This is a genomic window from Bacillus sp. AFS002410, from assembly GCF_002556365.1.
In the GTDB taxonomy this organism is placed as follows: Bacteria; Bacillota; Bacilli; order Bacillales; family Bacillaceae_G; genus Gottfriedia.
Genome location: NZ_NUEU01000002.1, coordinates 15,967 through 33,687, shown reverse-complemented (window position 1 = coordinate 33,687; position 17,721 = coordinate 15,967). Strand labels below are relative to the sequence as shown.

The window sequence follows — 17,721 nt, the reverse complement described above, 5'->3', positions numbered from 1 at the left end:
ATTAAACTGATTAGTAAAATAGATACTAATATTGAGAAATGGTAAAAGGTTTATTCTATCTAACTAAATTCTATTCTTAAGAATGCTATCTTAAAACTATTTAGGTATGTTTTATAATTGATATTTTTTTATGGCTTTCCGCGTTATAAAATAACCAACTGCAATGATCGCAAACCAAATAATAATCATAAGAGAATTACCAATCAAGAAAACTGTCGTATTTTTAAATCCACTTACGATTGCATCAACATTTTGTTTAAATGTTACACCAATCCGGTCTCCTATCGTTTTTGGAGGAGTTGTATCAGTAATCGATGAAACTTCATTAATAAAAAGATTGATTGTACTGTAGTTTACAGCTGAATCATAACTTTTTAAAGTTGTTGTTAAACTTTCAATTTCGTATCTAACATCAGTTAATTGCTTTTCAATTTCTAAAATGTCTTTTAAAGAGCCAGCTTTTTTTAATAAATTCAATAAACGGTCTTCTTGAATTTTTAATGATTTCATACGCGTTTCTGTGTCAAAGTATTGATTGGATATATCATCAGTTGAAACCGTTTTTGAAATTACGTTTCCAATCTTATTTAAATTATTTAGGAATTCATTTAAATTTGTTGATGGAACCCTTACTGTATAATTTGCAGTTCTTGATGGAGATTGCTCAGAGTTGTTTCTAGAGTACTTTTCCAATATGGATGTTCCGCTAATATGATTCGATTCGATATAGCCGCTCGAACTACTAACTGATTTTTCAAGAGCTGAAATGGTTTTATCAAATTTCTTTGTTTCGAGCTGTAATTCAGCTGTTTTTACTAATTTGCGATTACTAGCTTCAAGTTGTTCGAAAGGTTGCTTTTTTTGATCTCTGACCGAAGCATCAGTGTTATTTACAAAGCCCCTCTGATCTTGTTTTAACGATTTTGATGACATACTACTTATTTCTTTTTTTGAGTCAGGATTTGAACATGCAGAAACGAATAAACATACAAGTAGTATTAAAAATAAGTTTTTAAAAAAACGACGATAAATTAACATGAAATTAATCACCTCATATGTAGGTCGAATTTAAGGGTTGGAAAGATCCGTAATTAGTTTGGTTAGTTGTTTAATTTTTGTTTGTATTCCTTCCCTTTATTTCCTAATCTTTCATCAAACATTCGATTGCGATAGTAATTATTTTTTAGTTGCAGATTTTATATTTGTTAAAAATTTCTAATTTAACCTACTATACCATAAATAGAAGTAAGGGAAAATGTGGTATTTAAACCATTTTTTGAACATTTTAAGTATATTTATTAGTATGAAAAACCACATGCAATTCTATGGTTAGTTACTTTTGTTTAATAGAAAAGTTATTAAGATATAATGAATGAATATTAATATTTTTGGAAAAGAAATAAATATTTTGACTATTTTTGTATTTTATGACAAAATAATGAAAACTAAATAGTAGGGAATAGGTGTAAATGAAATTCTTATTAATTCATTTACTTAAAAGGGAAGATTGGTGAAATTCCAACGCGGTCCCGCCACTGTAATAGATGAAAATTCTAAAGTCAGGAGACCTGCCTATTCTAACGACGCTGTTTGACCTACGAGAGATAGGGAGGTGCCTTTTGAAAGAAAGCTTAATTTAAAGTATTGTCATTATTTTATGTTTTCCAACGATCTTAAGGCATTTTTATCTTTTTTGAGATGAAAATGCTTTTTATTTTTTTAGGGGAATTTATGAAACTTCCAATTTTATATGCAAAAAACGATGGAAATTAAACATGTAAGACAGCAAAGTTGAAAGAATTGATGAAATTGGGTCAAGCCTGAATTTGAAATAAAGACTCGCCATGAGACAAAAAAAGATGAATTTTAACTTGGGTAAAATCAAAAAAATTAGAGAAATACATAATTCAATTAATTAAAAGTAGGGAGAAACCGATGAACAGTAGATACGTTAAAGAATCCAGAGTATTTGATAGTAGTAGAATATTTCCAACTGATTTAAATAACCATGGTACATTATTCGGTGGAAAGATGCTTGCAGCAATGGACTTAATTGCTTCTATTTCAGCAACAAAGCATTCGAGAATGGAATGTGTAACCGCATCGATGGATTCAGTCGAGTTTCTATGTCCAGTTCGCGAAAGTGATTGCATTTATTATGAATCATTTGTCATCTTAACAGGCTCAAGCTCAATGGAAGTATTTGTACGAGCTACTGCAGAAGACCTTCTTTCAGGTGAAAAAAGAGTGGCGGCAACATGTTTTGTAACTTTTGTTGCACTAAAAGATGGAAAACCTCATAAAGTAGTAGAGGCAATACCAGAAACTGAAGAAGAAATTAAATTACAGCAATTAGCATTTAAGCGTTTAGAAAGTCGCCAATTAAGAAAAAAACTAAGTAAGGAATTGGCATTAATTTGGAAAGAATAAAAGTAATGATTGAAATCATACTAAAAGTAAGCTAAGATTAAATTAATATTTTTAAGGAGGCATCAAATTTAGACACTATGTACAATATCCGATAACTTTTAAAGCTAAAGAATTATATAGCAAAAAAGTACTCTGCCTGAAAACAGAGAAATTGGATAAGTATGTCTATTTTTTGAGCCCATAATGAATATTAAGTAAATCCATTCAATTAAAAAAATGGTTTATTTAATACTAACTAAACTTTGTATATACTTTTTAGTATGTACTAGGCTTATTAAATTACATCCAATTTACACACAGGCAGATACTGCTTGTGTGTTTTTATTTTCTCTGGGCTAAAAACAGAGGAATATTTTTAAATCGGATGGAGTGAAGTATATGTTTATTATAAAAGCATCGAACATTGAGATAGAGTTAAACGGAATGACAATTTTTAAAAATGGAAATTTAGAACTAAAAGAAGGCGAACGAGTTGCTTTGATTGGTGAAAATGGAGTTGGGAAATCAACATTTATAAATGCAATTTTAGGAAATATTCCACTTAATAAAGGGTTATTGCAAATTCAATATTCAAAAGATGATATAGGTTGGCTTCTAACAGATGAAGAAGACCAGGAATTACTTACAGCAAGGGAAGTAATCGAATCATTTGATCAAGAACGTTATTTAATAAAGAAGAATTTAGAAAAGCTATCGCTTGACCTATCTAATGAAAAAAATCTTGATAAATATAATGAATATTTAAGTAAGTATTTAGAATTAGATGGATATGACTTTGAAAATAATATAGATCAAGTATTAAAGAAATTTCAATTACCGCAAGAGTTATGGAATATTTCGTTCAGTCATTTAAGTGGTGGACAAAAAACAAAAGTTAAATTAGCGAAAGTGATGATGAAACAACCAAAGCTATTAATTTTAGATGAACCAACAAATCATCTAGATACAGAGTCGATTCAATGGTTAACTGAGTGGTTAAAAAACTTTAAAGGTAGTGTGCTTTTTATATCACATGAGCGACAATTCATTGATGATGTTGCGCTCGTTACAGTTGAATTAACGCACGCTGGCACATTTAAGTATAATGGTGGCTATTCAGCGTATAAAATACAAAAAGAACATGAGCGAAAAACCCAGCAAGCTCAATATGAAAAACAAGAAGCGGAAAAGAAAAAGTTAATCGAAACGATCAATCAATATAAACAATGGTTTACAACCTCGCATAATGCAGCGAGTGAACGTGATCCTTTTGCCAAGAAACAAGCTGCAAAAAACGCATTAAGATTTAAATCAAAGGAAAAGGATTTAGAACGATTAGAAAAAAGAAAAGTAGAGAAACCGAAAGAAGTTAAGACAATCGCAGCTAGCTTTGAAAATGAAACGTTCACTGCAAAGCAAATGATTACCTTTGAAAAAGTAGATTTCTCATACGCTGAAAAATCATTATTTAGCCAAGTTGACTTTCTGTTAGGTCGAGAAGATCGATTAGCTGTAATAGGTAAAAATGGTTCTGGAAAATCTACATTTTTAAAATTATTAACGGGATTATTGATTCCGAGTAATGGGTCCGTACGACATAATCCTCAATTAAAAATAGGTTATTTTATGCAAGAGCTCGAAGCGTTAAATGAAGATTCTACGATTTTAAATGAAATTTTATCTCTTCCAAATATGACTGAAACAGAGGCGAGGACAATACTGGCTTGCTTCCTTTTTAGAAGAGAGGATGTTTATAAAAATATTGCTCAATTAAGTATGGGGGAAAAGTGTAGAGTTGCTTTCGTAAAACTATATTTTTCAGACTCAAATCTACTTGTTCTTGACGAACCGACAAACTATTTAGACATTCACACGAGAGAACGAATTGAGGAAGCATTAGCTGCGTATCCTGGAGCCGTTGTAGTTGTTTCTCATGATTCTTATTTACTAAAAAAAGTTTCAAATCGTGTAATTCATATCGAAAATGGTAATCTTTATGAATTCAAAGGTTCTTTTGCGGAATGGAACGGTAGACAAAGCATTTCAAACAATCAACAATCTCTATTAAATGAACGAATTAGGTTACAACTAGAAATTGCTGCATTGAGTGCGGAAGAAATCGAAACCGATGAAGAAAAGAAAGCTCAAATTACAAAAATCGTAATGTTACAAAAAGAATTAGAAAACATAAATCAAATTTTAGAATCAGGAATAAACGGGAAACAAGAGGTGTAAGTAAAAAAACAAATCACTTTAGGTAAATGACTAAAGTGATTTGTTTTTTTGTTTAACTATACATAATCGTTTTAGCTCGCTTTTAATACATCATTTACATCATGAATAACGACAAATGCTTTTGGGTCGATTGTGTGAATTATTTTTTTTAGTTCAAACAATTCCTTATTGCTCACAATTATGTATAATGACTCTTTTCTTAAACCTGAGAAATGTCCTTTTGCTGGATAGATTGTTACCCCACGATTCAATTCATTTGATACGATCTGTGCAATTTCATTTGCTTGGTCAGAAATAATCGTAATTGCTTTTTTCGGATTTATTCCCTCCATAACATAATCCATTACTTTAATACCAATATAAATTGAAATGACGGTATACAGTGTTTTTTCAAAACCGATTACAAAATAGCCACCTAATACGACAACTAAATCAAAGGCAAGTAAAGATATACTAATACTCCAGCCAAACGATTGATGGACCATTTGTGCAAGAACAGTGGAACCACCTGTTGTACCTCCTGCGCGGAAGACAATTCCTAACCCTAGCCCAATTAATACACCAGCAAAAATAGTACCTAATAATGTCTCGCTTGTTGGTACACCGTAACCGTCAGTAATACGTAGGAAAAATGAAATAGCTACAATTGAAATAACTGTATATAAAACTAATTGCTTCTTCAAATACCTATATCCAACTATTAACAACGAAGCATTTAAAACAAAATATACGACATCAGGTGACCAGTTAAAAAGATAATAAGTAATCATTGTAATGCCGGTAAAGCCACCTTCAGCTAATTTATTCGGTATTGCAAAGAAGTTAACACCGACTGCAAATATTGCTGATCCAACAAGGAGATATATAATATCTACGAAGTTTTTACGCACAGTTACCCCTCATTTTCTAACAGATTTTTAACACTTCTATCATTCTACCTAATTATTAGATTTGAATCAAAATATTTCTATTAAATAAAAGATAGATTAATAGTCATAGTTTTAGGTAGAATCTCATAGTTTATATAGACAAGCTATTAAGGGGGAATCATTATGGTATTTGCAACACCTGGAAAATCTGGTTCATTAATTACGTTTAAAAATCGTTATGACAATTTTATTGGTGGGGATTGGGTAAGACCGGTAAGAGAGCAGTACTTTGGAAATGTTTCGCCTGTAACTGGACAAGTCTTTTGTGAGGTAGCTAGATCGACTTCTGAGGATGTTGAACTAGCTCTTGACGCTGCACATCGTGCAAAAGGAAAATGGGGTAGGATGTCAGTCACAGAGAGATCAAATATTTTACATAAGATAGCTGATCGTATGGAAGCGAATAAAGAATATCTTGCTGTTGCTGAAACTTGGGAAAACGGGAAACCTGTTCGTGAAACTTTAGCAGCCGATATTCCATTAGCAATCGACCATTTCCGTTATTTTGCAGGCTGTATCAGATCCCAGGAAGGATCACTAGGTGAACTTGATGGTGATACAGTTGCTTATCATTATAAGGAGCCACTAGGAGTTGTAGGTCAAATCATACCATGGAATTTTCCGATCTTAATGGCTGTATGGAAGCTTGCACCTGCTTTAGCTGCGGGGAATTGTGTAGTTCTTAAACCAGCAGAGCAAACTCCTACTTCTGTGTTAGTATTAATGGAACTAATTCAAGATTTATTACCAGCAGGAGTTGTCAACGTCGTAAATGGTTTTGGTCTAGAAGCGGGTAAACCATTAGCTTCTAGTAATCGAATTGCTAAAGTTGCGTTTACTGGTGAAACTTCAACTGGACGTTTAATTATGGAATATGCTTCAAAAAATTTAATTCCTGTTACATTAGAATTAGGTGGTAAATCACCAAATATATTCTTTGAAGATGTAGTTGAGAATGAAGAATTCTTCGATAAAGCACTTGAAGGATTTACAATGTTTGCTTTAAATCAAGGAGAAGTATGTACTTGTCCATCTAGGGCGTTAATACACGAATCGATTTATGAAGAATTTATGGATCGCGCGGTAAAACGTGTTAAAGCGATTAAACAAGGAAATCCATTAGACCCTCAAACAATGATCGGCTCGCAAGCTTCCCATGAGCAATTGAATAAGATTTTATCTTATTTTGAAATTGGAAAGAATGAAGGAGCAGAAGTTTTAGTTGGTGGTAGCCGTAATGTTCTTGATGGAGAATTAAAAGATGGTTTCTATGTAAACCCGACGATTTTTAAAGGGAACAATAAAATGCGAGTATTCCAAGAAGAAATTTTTGGTCCTGTAGTATCGGTTACTACATTTAAAACAAAAGAAGAAGCGTTGGAAATTGCAAACGATACATTATACGGATTAGGAGCGGGTGTTTGGACTCGTGATATGGACACTGCTTATCGATTCGGTCGCAACATAGAAGCAGGTCGAGTATGGGTAAACTGCTACCATGCATATCCTGCACATGCTGCTTTTGGTGGATATAAAAACTCAGGTGTAGGTCGTGAAAATCATAAGATGATGTTGGATCACTACCAAAATACAAAGAATATGCTAGTTAGTTATTCTCCAAGTAAACTAGGATTCTTTTAATTAATCTAACACTCCGGTAAGCATTTACTGGAGTGTTTTTTGTTCTAATAGAAAAGCTGCAATAAATATAATAATTTTCGAAAATACATACATAAAAACTAGTAGCAGTTAAATATGCTTAATAAAACATGTTAATTGGAGGGACTAGTATGCTATATCTAGTAATCTATTTATTTATAATAATTGTTCTTTATAGTTTTATTCAATTATATTTAATTCGAAAGTGGAAGTTAATTTATACTACTTTTGGTTACCAAAACTATTTTCTTATTATTGGTAAATTGAAAAAGAATGGCATTGAGTATAAGACGAAAGTACCGATGAATTTAAGAAATAGGAGGCAATTTGATGAGAATACTCAATATGATATATATGTAAAAAAAGATTCAGAACATGAAGCATTACAGTCACTATATCAAACTTAAAAATTAAGAGACTGTTAGTTAGACAGTCTCAAAGTGTTGGTATAATCATTGTGAAATAATTGAAATTCATGTAATCGTCTTTTCGGTTAACTATTGGTACATCAAATTGATTTCCGTTAAACGAGGTTATAATATTACTCCTGAAAAACTTCCGCTCAACACTTTTTTCTCATTTTGATTCGTACATAGGAATGAGGCTAAGATCGAAAGTCTATTCTCTTGTTTTTCATACTTTTCAATCGTTACTTCACAAATAATTGTATCTCCTGTAAAGACTGGTCTTAAAAAGTCAAAATTCACTGAACGTGCCAGTACATTGTGATCTCCACCAATTTTGGTTGGTAAAGTTGCTGTCAATAACCCTTGAACGACAAGTCTACCTTGTTCATCAGGGGTCACATGATGAGCACCTGCATCGCCAGAAACCTTTGTAAATAATTCAACATCTTCTACTGTAAAAGTTCGCTCAAACGAAATAATATCGCCTACTTTTAAAGCCAATTTTACCACTCCCTAAACTATAATCAAAAAATGCTTTAATTTTCTTAACTATATAGTTCAATTTCCAATTGTACTATCCTGCTTGAATAGGAATTTAATTCCGAGGTGCCCATAAAATGACAGACACACCGACTAAACAGATTGCAGCACCGATCCAATCGTATAAATCGGGTGATTTTTTATCAATACCCCAGCCCCATAAAATAGAAAGAACGATAAACACGCCCCCGTATGCAGCATATACTCTACCAAATGTAGGGAAAATTTGAAACGTTGCAATGACACCGTAAACGGCTAAAATAATCCCCCCGATTAATCCTAAATAAGCTGATTGTCCTTCTCTTAGCCATAACCAAATAAGGTATCCACCACCTATTTCTGCCAAACCGGCTAATAAGAAAATAAATATTGCAGTTATCAAAAATACTCATTCCTCTCTAATTCGTTGAAATTTACGCTCAATGAACATAACCATATTTTAACAATAAAAACTAAGGTAAACTATTTTTCTAACTTTAGCGTTCCTCTTAAATTGAATTTCGGTACTAGTGAAACTGTTCTAATCATATTTTTAATAGAAGAAAACAGATAAAAGTAGGTGGAGAATAGATGGTAGATGCAAAGGTTGGTTTACGCCCTATTGTTAGTAATATTAATTTGCCGACTGTAATGAAGACAACATTTCTTCCAGGGGATTCCATTGAAAGATTATTTATTGCAACTCAACTAGGGGAGATTTTTTACATAGGAAATGGAGAAATCAGGACATTTTTAGATTTACGGCCACGGGTATTAAAACTAGGTGCTTCAGGTGGCTATGATGAACGTGGGCTGTTAGGACTAGCATTTCATCCTTATTTTTATCATAATGGATTGTTTTATCTTCATTATTCAGTAGCAGATTCTCAAGGTCCGGGTACACTCTCAGAACCGTTTAAACCTAATCCATGTGAGCCAAATACACTAAACTTAAAATGGGAAGATAGGGAAAATCATTTTGATCATATCGATACAGTTGAGGAGTGGGTTTTGCAATCCAATGGCAAGCCCCAAATACGGAGAACATTACTTAAATTTAGAAGACCATTCTTAAATCATAATGGTGTTAATACATTAAACTTTTCACCGGAAACAGGAAAGCTTGTTTTAACGACAGGAGATGGCGGTTCAGGCTATGATCCTTTTAACTTAAGCCAGAACAATTTAGAAATCGCGGGCAAAATTATTGAAATTGATGTAGGAAAAAATACAATCGTCGATCATCTCCCAGTTGTTACTCGTTTTAATGAACTACCAACAACTATTCAAGAAACTCTCACAGTTATAGCAAAAGGGATTCGCAACATAACAGGTATTTCATATCAAAGAATATCTAATCAATTTATTAAATATATAGGTAATGTTGGTCAGGATATGGTTGAGTCAATTTATTCATTTATTCAATATAAACCAATACCTGTTATTCAGCTGATTCAAGCTAATATAAATGCTGAACCTAATTTGGAAGGGTTTATTAACTTTGGTTGGCGAGGCTGGGAAGGTAATTTCCCTACTTCGATCATAAACGCATGTAATGAAACTTCAAATTTGGAAGAGAATGCAATTGCTTATTACAATGAATCAGTAGAACTTTCAGCTAGCCGTCTACAACCTTTAACTTGCTATTATCACAAAGATCCAAGAACGAATAAATTTGAAGGAACTGCACTTACAGGAGTCCAAGCATATATGGGGAATGAAATACCTAGTCTGTCTGGTAGTGTGGTGTTTACTGATATAGCACGGAAAGGTACACAAGGAGAAATTAAAGGTGTTTTAGCTTATACGAAAGTAAGACCTGATGGTAAACAAAGCGATTTCAGTATCATTCAAACCGATTATAATTTTGGGTCCAAACCAGCTTACTATGTTGGGCTAGGTACGAATTTAAATCAATCAAAAATGTATTTAGGTGTTTATGGTTCTACAAAAGTGACTGATTATAATCAAGGTACTATTTTTGAAATCGTTCCATGAATCTAGTTAATAGTTTATACAGAACTTAAAAAACCGCAGATTCTTCTGTGGTTTTTTAGCGTGGAGTGAAGTTTAATTGTTACATTTACTATTCGAAAAGGATTTTAAACTTGATAGATTATTAAACAAATATCGAATAGCCTGTTCAATGAAAGGGGACGAATAAAAAGGTATTAAAAAAATGGGAAAACTCAATTGGAATATGGAGTGAGCGTGTAATGGATAAAATGAATAAAACAGAAAGTCCCGTCACTCATACTGGAAAAGCTCAAAAAACTGTTGGTCAGTATTTGTTCGATTGTTTGAAATTTGAGGGCATTACAGAAATTTTTGGCGTTGCAGGGGACTATAATTTTTCACTGCTCGATACTTTAGAGCAATATAATGGAATCCAGTTTATAGAAGGACGGAACGAACTAAACTCGGGTTATGCTGCAGATGGCTATGCAAGAGTTAAGGGGATATCAGCACTTATTACAACATTTGGGGTTGGAGAGTTAAACGCATCTAATCCGATAGCTGGGTCATATAGCGAGAATATTCCTGTAATCCATATTGTTGGTTCGCCTCCAACAAAAGATCAAAATGAACACAAACTGATGCACCATACTTTAATGGATGGAAATTTTCATGTTTTTCGTAATATGTATGAGCAAATAACGGCTTATTCTGCAGTGTTGACACCGGAGAATGCTATGATCGAAATTCCAACTGCTATTCGCATTGCTAAAGAAAAGAAACAACCTGTTTACCTTGTTGTGGCTAATGATTTAGTGAGCAAACCGATTGTAGTACGGGAAATGCCGAAAGCGCCTTTACGTACGTCTAATCCAAAAACTCTACAGGCTGCGACTGATCATGCTCGTCAACTGCTCGAACGTGCTAACCAGCCAGTTATCTTAGTGGATGTAAAAACTATGCGTTTTGGCCTCCAGGCTGAAGTTTTACAACTGGCAGAAGCTATGAATATACCTGTTGCCGCTATGATGTTCGGCAAAGGAGCATTCGATGAAACTCATCCTAGTTATGTCGGAATGTATATAGGCTCTTTCGGTTGTTCAGAAGTCCAACGTATAGTAGAAAATGCAGACTGTATAATCGCTATCGGAATGGTAATGGCAGACACTAACACAGCTAACTTTACCGCAAAACTGAATTCACTTGTGACTATTAATATTCAATCTGACTTTGTTAAAGTCGCTGAGGCAGTTTATCAGAACGTTTTTGCTACAGATATGATTCATGCATTTCAAAATTTCGGTTTCAAAGGTACTGGATTTCAAAGAAAAGTGTCATTTCCCTATAATCAGTTCACATTAAGTACAGATGAATCTTTGAAAGCGGCTGGCTATTATCCAATTTTACAGCGCATACTAAAAAAGGACGACATTTTGATCGTTGAGATCGGTACGTTCTACAATGGTATGTCGGAGGTAAGGCTGCAGAGTAATGTTACATATATTGGACAAGGAGGCTGGGGGTCAATTGGATATGCAACCCCCTCGACGCTCGGTGCTTGTATCGCAGCGCCTGAACGACGGGTGTTGCTGTTTACAGGTGATGGCTCACTGCAGCTAACGGCCCAAGAAATCAGCTCCATGCTCTACTATGGTTGTAAACCAATCATTTTCGTCTTAAACAATGATGGTTATACGATCGAAAAATATTTAAATGTCAAAACAAAAAATCAAAAATACAATAAAATCCCACGTTGGTCATATACGAAACTGGCTGAAGCTTTTGGAGGCAATGCGTTTACTGCAATTGTTCGGACATATGGAGAACTTGAACAGGCTATAAGCCAAGCGGAAATTGAATGTTCCGAGAGACTATGTATGATTGAAATGATTGTAGAAGATCCATGGGACGCACCAGAGAATATGAAAAAAATGCGTAATTATATGGAGACACAGGCAATGCAAAAGAGGCAGAAATAATCACAATTCTTGAGTTTTCAAGCAAAATACTGAATGATGAAAAAAGAAATCAATAAATGGAAAGAAATTTATCCAAAACTTGAATTTAGAGTAAAAGCGGAAGTTCATCTCAAAGGAACTGGAACTATGTACTAAACAATAGTTGGTTATGTCGAATCTATTATCGATATAGAGTAAGGAAAAGAAAAATCGTACTCATAACAATTCCATGAGTACGATTATATCTTTTAATTTAACAAAGCCAATCTCTTAGAAATAATTAAAGCAATTTCAACCCATAACCAGCAATAAAAAAAAGAAAAAATAAATATGATTAGAACGGTTAATGTTGAAAAAGAATCAGAGAAGGCTGGACCTAAAACAGGAAAGTGAAAAATAAATAATAGATTCATGATTCCTAACACTAATAGAATTGCTCCAGCTAGAATGATACTTAATCTCTTTTTAAAAAAGTAAAAAGAAGTGCCTATTCCAATTCCTAATAAGCCTGTTGTAAACGGAAATATAATAAGTTCGGTTGGTTGTAGGATGAGTAATAACATGATTGTTAGAAAATAGGACTTTAATCCATTTGTAATGGAGAACATGGAGCAAATTAGAATAGGTGCAGTGGCAAGTGGACTTAAAAATAATCCTACAACAGGTAAAAAGCCACCTGCAGCTTGAAAAAATGCAGCAATACAAGCAAAAATAGCAACTAAAATGAATTTCATCGTTTTACTCTGTTTATTGAACTTTAGTTGAAATAAATGAATTTCATCAGAAATGGGCTTGAAAAAATACACTTTTTCACCTCGTTTTTAAGCTTAGTTTCGATTTAAGATCTATATAATTTATATGAAATAGAATATAGTGTAATACATTCTTACTTTTTAGAAGCAGATAAAATCGGAATTTAACTTCAACCTCAGACAGTTTTCTAGACATTGAAAATAGTAGATAAGATTTAGTTTATTTTTTACAATCATTTTAATATTTGATGGTCTCTAACGATCAACATAGTAATTTTCCTATATTATTGATAACAAACATAAATAAATGTATGATAAATACGTTGAGAATTGCATGAAAATTTAAAAATTGAAGGGGAGAACTATGAATATTAAAATTGATAAAGATTATGTGTTAAATACCGCTAAACAATTACTTGAGTTTAATAGTCCAAGTGGTTTCTGTTTTGACATTATGGAGTTAATCCAGTCTTGGTCAAATAGTCTTGGTTACGAGTTCGAAACAACTAATAAAGGTTGCGGAGTCATTACTATTCCAGGGAAAAGCAATGAGCAAGTCATCGGATTATCTGCACATGTTGATACATTAGGGGCGATGGTTCGGTCAATTACAAGTAAAGGTACTTTAAAATTCACTATTATTGGTGGGCCAATCGTACCAACTCTTGATAGTGAATATTGTCAAATTAGAACTCGTGATGGAAAGATTTATACAGGTACATTTTTATCTACTAGTCCATCGATTCACGTATTCGAAGATAGTAAAACAAAAAAACGTGATCCAGAAAACATGGAAGTTCGCATTGATGAATGTGTTAAGTCAAAAGAGGACGTATTAAATCTTGGAATTTGCCCAGGAGATTTCATTTTCTTCGACCCAAAAACGACAATTACTGATAGCGGATTCATTAAATCGAGATTTATTGACGATAAAGCAAGTGTTGCTTGTTTAATTGGTTTACTTGAATTATTTAAAAGGGAAAACATTGTTCCTACATATACAACGAAATTATTTATTTCAACGTATGAAGAAGTTGGTCATGGATCATCTTATATTCCATCTGATATTACTGAATTAATCTCAGTCGATATGGGCTGTATTGGTGATGATTTAAGCTGTACTGAATATGATGTTTCTATTTGTGCAAAAGACTCTGGCGGACCATATGACTTCAACATAACAACTGATTTAGTCAATTTAGCGAAAGAAAATGAGCTTAGCTATGCGGTCGATATTTATCCAATGTACGGATCTGATACAGTTGCTGCATTACGTGGAGGACAGGATATTCGTGGAGCACTAATTGGACCTGGTGTACATGCTTCTCACGGTATGGAAAGAACTCATTATAGTGCGATGGAAAATACGATGAAATTATTGTATTTATATTTAACGAAATAATTATGTAAAAAAGCTGTTGATTCATTCAACAGCTTTTAGTTTGTAAAGATAGCTAGTTGAAAATACGAACACTTTGTGTACATTGTTGATAAAGCTGTGAACTTTATTGATAAAATATGGTTTTTTATTGATAAACGCTAATTTTTATTGATAAATCAGTCTTTTTTGTTGATAAAGTTTGGCACCGCAAAAAAACAAGCCATTAGTCAGTAGCTAATGGCTTTTACTGTTGCTTAGTAATATAATTTTTGAACCCCATTTAAAGTACTATCAAATCGATCTTCCCCAAGTACATTAATATTTTTCTTTATTGTATACGTATAAAAATAAGCGGATAATGACTCACGGGTTTTTTCTTGGAGTTTGTCTATTAATATCTTTTTTGTACCTGCGCCAACGACACCATCAGCAGTTAAACCATTATCTATTTGGAATGCCTTTACTGCTTCATCTGTACCTTTAGCAAAATAGCCATCAACTCCGTTTGTTGAGTAGCCTAGTTTTGTTAAAGTATCCTGTAGCCATTCAACTTCTGAACCCACGCTTCCAAGCTGTAAACTAGTAGGAATATCAGTTGGCTTTGTTACAACGACACTTCCTGAATCTTCATCAAATAAATGATTTGCAACGGCGATGTCTTGGAATGACTGGTTAGAAGATGTGATTAAAACAGTAGCCCCTTTTTGAACACGATCGAATAACCACTCTACTTCCTCATCATACATCCGTACACAACCGTGACTAGCGTAAGTCCCAATCGAACTTGGGTTGTTATTTCCGTGGATTGCATAGGTTGTACCCCATGTCCCTCTTGCATTTAAACCTAACCACCTGTTTCCAAGAGGGTTATTCGGGTCACCACCAGGAATATTTTCCTTATAGTAAGGACGGTTTACAATTTTAACGACGATTTTAAACTTCCCTTCAGGAGTTAAATCTTGGCTCTTACCAGTAGCAACTTTAAAAACTTTTACTAATTTACCATCTTCATAAAATGCTAATCTATTAATCGATTTGTTAATAATGATAAATTGAGAAACTGGTTTCGTTTCTGCATAAGACCGAACAAAAGAAGTGCTCAAAAATAAAAGAAGTACTAAGAAAAAAATAAAACAGCGCTTAAACAATTTTTTCCCCCCAACAATATTTAAAAGTCCGTAGCTTTATATACTATGTAGAGATGGCTTGTCCTATCTAATAAAAATTTCAAATTAATAAAAAATAGATTAATTTCTTATCCGGAAAATTTATCTAAGGAGTTCGAAATCTATTTAAAAAATGTAAATGGTTGCATTACGAATCAATCTTGTTAAAATAGTAAATGTAAGCGGTTAAAAAGAGTGTGGACCAGTCTTCTAAAACTTTGCTATTATTTTAACAGAAAAAATGCACACGGTTGCACAAATTTCGGAAGAGGATTCAATTCTTTGAAATTTCACTTACCGTAATTGTTTTAATCTTTTTTGACCTATGTTTTATATTTTAAATTACTTGTTCAAAAAGTTTTGGACAAACAGGTTTTAACTAGAATGGAAATAGAGTTTTTAAGATTTAAATTGATACATAATCTAGGAGGCAATTAAAATGGAGAAAAAATGGTGGCATAATAGCGTAGTATATCAAATTTATCCTAGAAGTTTTATGGATAGTAATGCTGATGGAATCGGCGATATTAAAGGAATTATTGAGAAGCTTGATTATTTAAAGCTATTAGGTATAGATGTAATTTGGTTGAGTCCTGTATATAAATCTCCTAATGATGATAACGGTTACGATATTAGCGACTATTGTGACATTATGGAAGAGTTCGGTACGATGGAAGATATGGATCATTTAATTTCTGAAGCAAATAAACATGGAATTAAAATAGTAATGGATTTAGTCGTAAACCATACTTCTGATGAGCATCCATGGTTCATTGAATCACGAAAAAGTAAAGATAATCCTTATCGAGATTATTATGTATGGAGAGATCCTGTAAACGGAAGTGAACCAAATGATCTTCCTTCTGTATTCAGTGGTAGTGCTTGGAAATATGATGAGCAAACTGGTCAATATTTCTTACATTTATTTAGTAAAAGGCAGCCTGATTTAAATTGGGAGAATCCAAAAGTACATGATGAAGTATATAATATGATGAATTTTTGGCTTGATAAAGGTATTGGCGGGTTCCGTATGGATGTAATTGATTTAATCGGGAAGCTTCCTGACCAAGAGATTACTGCAAACGGACCGAAGCTACACGATTATTTACAAGAGATGAATCAAAAAACGTTTGGAAATCGTGACGTTTTAACAGTAGGTGAAACTTGGGGAGCAACCCCTGAAATTGCAAAACTTTATTCGGATCCAGCTCGAAATGAATTAAGTATGATCTTTCAATTTGAGCATATAGGTCTAGATCAACAAGAAGGAAAAGAAAAGTGGGATTTAAAGCCATTGAATTTATTGGAGCTTAAAGAAGTATTTAATAAATGGCAAACACAGCTTGATGGGAAGGCTTGGAATAGCTTATTTTGGAATAATCACGATTTACCACGAATTGTTTCAAGATGGGGTAATGATGAGGAATATCGAATTGAAAGTGCAAAAATGCTTGCAACCATACTACATTTAATGCAAGGTACACCTTATATTTATCAAGGTGAAGAAATTGGAATGACAAATATTCGTTTTGAAAGTATTGAGGAATATGACGATATTGAAACGAAGAATATGTATAACGAACGAATTTCAAATGGGTACAAGCATGAAGAAATAATGGAATCAATTTATACAAAAGGTAGAGATAATGCTCGCACCCCAATGCAGTGGAATGGGGATCAGAATGGTGGTTTTACGAGTGGAAATCCTTGGTTAACAGTAAATCCAAATTATACGAATATTAATGTTGAGAAATCGATAAACGATCCAGATTCAATTTTTCATCATTATCGTCAATTAATTCAATTTAGAAAAGAAATTCCTGCTATTGTTTATGGTTCATTTGAAATGCTCGCTGAAAAGGATGAAAAAATATTTGCGTATTTACGCCAGGACCAAGATGAAAAACTGTTAATTGTTGCAAATTTTACGAAAGATGAATCAACATTTAGTTATATTGCTCGTTATGATGAAGTAAGTATATTATTAAGTAATTACAAAGATTCAAGTTTAACGATTGAGAAGCTAAGCTTAAGACCGTATGAAGCTGTAATATTTAAAATTAAATTTTAAATTTATTAAAAATAGTTTGACATTTTAAACTGTACTCGTATATGATAAGATTATCAAATAAGAAGGAGGTAGGTTAACATGATGATTGTAAGAAAATTAAACGCGACAGCAACAAATAATTTCATACTGATTATGAACCCTATCTCTACGCAGGACGGACCACGTTGAAATTTAGATTTCAATTGACGATCTAGCCATGGGTTTATATTCCCCATGGCTTTTTTGTTCCAAAAAGAACGAAACATTTTTGTTTGTTTTTGGTCGAAACGTTTCTTTATG

At 33.1% G+C, this 17,721-nt stretch carries 14 protein-coding genes and 1 riboswitch; of the genes, 8 read left to right on the top strand and 6 right to left on the bottom strand.

Annotation, left to right across the window (positions count from 1 at the left end; all coding sequences use genetic code 11):
• Positions 1 to 111: 111 nt before the first annotated feature.
• Entirely contained in the window at positions 112 to 1,038 is a 927-nt protein-coding gene (locus CN692_RS02145; protein WP_098117375.1) for a DUF4349 domain-containing protein, read from the bottom strand.
• 406 nt (positions 1,039 to 1,444) lie between these two features.
• A riboswitch (cobalamin riboswitch) is annotated at positions 1,445 to 1,590 on the top strand.
• Between the two features lie 345 nt (positions 1,591 to 1,935).
• Here CN692_RS02145 and CN692_RS02140 point away from each other — a divergent pair.
• Entirely contained in the window at positions 1,936 to 2,430 is a 495-nt protein-coding gene (locus CN692_RS02140; protein WP_098117374.1) for an acyl-CoA thioesterase, read from the top strand.
• 378 nt (positions 2,431 to 2,808) lie between these two features.
• Positions 2,809 to 4,644, top strand: a complete 1,836-nt coding sequence (gene abc-f, locus CN692_RS02135) for a ribosomal protection-like ABC-F family protein (RefSeq protein WP_098117373.1) — start codon at positions 2,809 to 2,811, stop codon at positions 4,642 to 4,644.
• A 71-nt stretch (positions 4,645 to 4,715) separates the two neighbouring features.
• Here abc-f and CN692_RS02130 read toward each other — a convergent pair whose 3' ends face one another.
• On the bottom strand, positions 4,716 to 5,534 hold the full coding sequence (locus tag CN692_RS02130; protein WP_098117372.1) for a YitT family protein: 819 nt from the start codon (positions 5,532 to 5,534) through the stop codon (positions 4,716 to 4,718).
• A 162-nt stretch (positions 5,535 to 5,696) separates the two neighbouring features.
• Between CN692_RS02130 and exaC the strand changes: the two genes are divergently transcribed.
• Positions 5,697 to 7,214 carry an acetaldehyde dehydrogenase ExaC gene (gene exaC / locus CN692_RS02125; RefSeq protein ID WP_098117371.1) on the top strand — a complete coding sequence of 506 codons (1,518 nt, stop codon included), beginning with the start codon at positions 5,697 to 5,699 and terminating at the stop codon, positions 7,212 to 7,214.
• A 149-nt stretch (positions 7,215 to 7,363) separates the two neighbouring features.
• Positions 7,364 to 7,639, top strand: a complete 276-nt coding sequence (locus CN692_RS02120; protein WP_098117370.1) for a hypothetical protein — start codon at positions 7,364 to 7,366, stop codon at positions 7,637 to 7,639.
• Between the two features lie 126 nt (positions 7,640 to 7,765).
• Here CN692_RS02120 and CN692_RS02115 read toward each other — a convergent pair whose 3' ends face one another.
• Both CN692_RS02115 and CN692_RS02110 read right to left on the bottom strand, forming a co-directional pair.
• Positions 7,766 to 8,140: a hotdog domain-containing protein gene (locus CN692_RS02115; RefSeq protein ID WP_098117369.1), complete on the bottom strand. Its 375-nt coding sequence runs from the start codon at positions 8,138 to 8,140 to the stop codon at positions 7,766 to 7,768.
• Positions 8,141 to 8,234: 94 nt separating this feature from the next.
• On the bottom strand, positions 8,235 to 8,561 hold the full coding sequence (locus CN692_RS02110) for a YnfA family protein (RefSeq protein ID WP_098117368.1): 327 nt from the start codon (positions 8,559 to 8,561) through the stop codon (positions 8,235 to 8,237).
• 188 nt (positions 8,562 to 8,749) lie between these two features.
• Between CN692_RS02110 and CN692_RS02105 the strand changes: the two genes are divergently transcribed.
• Together CN692_RS02105 and CN692_RS02100 are read left to right on the top strand one after the other, a co-directional pair.
• Positions 8,750 to 10,156, top strand: coding sequence for a PQQ-dependent sugar dehydrogenase (locus CN692_RS02105; protein WP_098117367.1), 1,407 nt, complete (start codon positions 8,750 to 8,752; stop codon positions 10,154 to 10,156).
• Positions 10,157 to 10,374: 218 nt separating this feature from the next.
• Positions 10,375 to 12,093, top strand: coding sequence for an alpha-keto acid decarboxylase family protein (locus CN692_RS02100; RefSeq protein ID WP_098117366.1), 1,719 nt, complete (start codon positions 10,375 to 10,377; stop codon positions 12,091 to 12,093).
• Between the two features lie 227 nt (positions 12,094 to 12,320).
• Here CN692_RS02100 and CN692_RS02095 read toward each other — a convergent pair whose 3' ends face one another.
• The gene (locus tag CN692_RS02095; protein ID WP_098117365.1) at positions 12,321 to 12,878 is read right to left on the bottom strand and encodes a hypothetical protein; all 558 of its coding nucleotides are present in this window, start codon (positions 12,876 to 12,878) and stop codon (positions 12,321 to 12,323) included.
• 310 nt (positions 12,879 to 13,188) lie between these two features.
• Between CN692_RS02095 and CN692_RS02090 the strand changes: the two genes are divergently transcribed.
• Positions 13,189 to 14,226, top strand: coding sequence for a M42 family metallopeptidase (locus CN692_RS02090; RefSeq protein ID WP_098117364.1), 1,038 nt, complete (start codon positions 13,189 to 13,191; stop codon positions 14,224 to 14,226).
• A gap of 233 nt (positions 14,227 to 14,459) precedes the next feature.
• On the opposite strand, the gene CN692_RS02085 is transcribed toward CN692_RS02090, so the two are convergent.
• Entirely contained in the window at positions 14,460 to 15,353 is an 894-nt protein-coding gene (locus CN692_RS02085; RefSeq protein WP_098117363.1) for a L,D-transpeptidase family protein, read from the bottom strand.
• 457 nt (positions 15,354 to 15,810) lie between these two features.
• Between CN692_RS02085 and CN692_RS02080 the strand changes: the two genes are divergently transcribed.
• Positions 15,811 to 17,442 carry a glycoside hydrolase family 13 protein gene (locus CN692_RS02080; protein ID WP_098117362.1) on the top strand — a complete coding sequence of 544 codons (1,632 nt, stop codon included), beginning with the start codon at positions 15,811 to 15,813 and terminating at the stop codon, positions 17,440 to 17,442.
• Positions 17,443 to 17,721 lie beyond the last annotated feature (279 nt).